Annotated in this window: 1 protein-coding gene; it reads right to left on the minus strand. The window is 69.7% G+C overall.

Going from position 1 to position 1,908, the window contains the following annotated elements:
- Positions 1-1,780: proline--tRNA ligase (locus EIO58_RS17095; protein WP_127820466.1), on the minus strand; the 1,780-nt coding region annotated here is incomplete at its 3' end.
- Between the last annotated feature and the right edge of the window lie 128 nt (positions 1,781-1,908).

Here is a 1,908-nt window from a genome sequence, read left to right on the forward strand (position 1 = left end):
CGACGGCATCCGCGGCCGCCACGACCTCGCGGTCGCCGGTGCGGCGGTCCCACAGCTCGACCTGGCCGTCTGCCGCCCCGCGGCCGACGATCAGGATCCGCGGCACGCCGACGAGCTCGGCGTCGCCGAACTTCACGCCGGGCGACACCTTGGGGCGGTCGTCGTAGAGGACGTCGAGACCGGATGCCTCGAGCTCGGCCGATACCCGCTCGGCGAGGTCGTATGCGACACCATCTCTGCCGGTCGCCACGACGTGGACGTCGAACGGCGAGACGGACTCCGGCCAGATGAGGCCCTTGTCGTCGTTGTTCAGCTCGGCGATGATCGCGAGGATGCGGGTCACTCCGATGCCGTACGAGCCCATCGTGACGGTCACGAGCTTGCCGTTCTCGTCGAGCACCTTCAGACCCAGCGTCTCGGCGAAGAAGCGCCCGAGCTGGAATACGTGGCCGATCTCCATGCCGCGCGCGATCTCGACCGGACCCGACCCGTCGGGCGCGGGGTCGCCGGCACGGACGCTCGCCACCTCGATGAATCCGTCGCCGGTGAAGTCGCGCCCGGCGACGAGGGTGTGCACGTGCTTCTCGTCGATGTTGGCGCCGGTCATCCACGCCGTCCCGTCGACCACGCGCGGGTCGAGCAGATACCGGATGCCGGTGGCCGAGTCATCGCCGAGCACCGGGCCGGTCTCGGACCACGGGCCGATGTAGCCCTTCACCAGGAGCGGGTGGCGGTCGAAGTCCTGCTCGGTCGCCGGCTCCACGGCCGCAGGGGCGAAGGCCACCTCGACGCGCTTGTCGTCGACGTCGCGGTCGCCGGGGATGCCGACGATGACGAGCTCGCGCGTGCCGTCGACGTGGGTGAGGGCGAGCACGACGTTCTTGAGCGTGTGCGCCGCGGTCCACTCGGTGACACGGTCGGTCGCGGGGCCGGCGACGCCTGGCGCCGGAGCGTCGAGGTTCGCGTTCGCGTGGTCGACGAGCGTCTGGATGGTCGGGGTGTTCGGCGAGTCGAAGATCACCGGGGAACCGAGCCCGTCGAGCGGAATCGGGTCGGGCACGACTGTCGTGAACGCCTCGACGTTGGCGGCGTACCCTCCCGCGGAGCGCACGAAGGTGTCTTCGCCGACCGGGGTCGGGTGCAGGAACTCCTCCGAGCGCGCACCGCCCATGAGGCCGTTGTCAGCCGCCACGATGACGTATTCGAGGCCCAGCTTCTGGAAGATGCGCTCGTACGCGTCGCGCTGCGACTGGTACGAGGCATCCTGCCCCTCGTCGGTGTAGTCGAACGAGTACGCGTCCTTCATGGTGAACTCGCGGCCGCGCAGCAGCCCGGCGCGCGGACGCGCCTCGTCGCGGTACTTGTCCTGAATCTGGTAGATCGAAAGCGGCAGGTCCCTGTACGACGAGTACAGGTCCTTCACGAGGAGCGTGAACATCTCTTCGTGCGTCGGCGCGAGCAGGTAGTCGGCGCCCTTGCGGTCCTGCAGGCGGAAGATGCCGTCGCCGTACGAGGTCCAGCGGCCCGACGCCTCGTAGGGCTCTCGCGGCAGCAACGCGGGGAAGTGCACCTCGTACGCGCCCGCGTTCCCCATCTCTTCACGGATGACGGCCTCGATCTTCGCCTTGACCCGCAGGCCCAGCGGCAGCCACGTGAAGACGCCCGGTGCGGCACGGCGGATGTAGCCGGCGCGCACGAGCAGCCGGTGGCTGGTGACCTCGGCATCGGCCGGGTCTTCGCGGAGCGTGCGGAGGAAGAAGTGCGACAGACGGGTGACCACGAGGCACAAGTCTAGGGCGAGCGGACGCCGCGCCCCGGCCCGCTCGAGCTCAAGGCGCCGTGACGCTCGAGCGGCCCGCCGTAGCCTGGAGCGATGACGACTGTGCTCCTCACCGGCTTCGAGCCGTT

The sequence above is a fragment of the Microbacterium sp. CPCC 204701 genome (genome assembly GCF_004010105.1).
GTDB lineage: Bacteria > Actinomycetota > Actinomycetes > Actinomycetales > Microbacteriaceae > Microbacterium.